1 protein-coding gene is annotated in these 390 nt (G+C 67.7%); it reads right to left on the bottom strand.

The window, feature by feature from the left end; genetic code table 11:
* A partial coding sequence (locus tag G6017_RS17165; protein WP_347238043.1) for an MBL fold metallo-hydrolase occupies positions 1-390 on the bottom strand: 390 nt, incomplete at both ends.

The raw sequence follows: 390 nt of genomic DNA, 5'->3' as shown, positions 1-390 counted from the left end.
TCACGCTCGACGTACCCCGCCCACCACGCGTATCGACGCTCGTACCCGACGCTGGTCGACGGAAGCGCGCCCAACGCCTTGCCGCAGGCGCTGCCCGAACCATGGCCCGGGAAGACCTGGACATGATCCGGCAGCGTGACGAACGACTCCTTGAGGCTGCGGAAGATCTGCGTGGCGCCGGCGAAACGGGTGTCCACCCCGCCCGCCGCCTCATCCAGCAGATCCGGCCGGCCCAGGTCACCGGAGAACACGAAGTCACCGGTCAACATGTACCCGGGAGCATCGGCGAACGCGCCGTCGGTGATGAGGAACGACAGATGCTCCGGCGTATGACCCGGCGTGTGCACGGCCTCGACCGTGATGTTGCCCAGCGTGAGCTGGTCACCGTGG

It is taken from the genome of Dietzia sp. B44, assembly GCF_014145245.1.
In the GTDB taxonomy this organism is placed as follows: domain Bacteria; phylum Actinomycetota; class Actinomycetes; order Mycobacteriales; family Mycobacteriaceae; genus Dietzia; species Dietzia natronolimnaea.
This window is presented reverse-complemented; position numbering and strand designations above follow the sequence as displayed.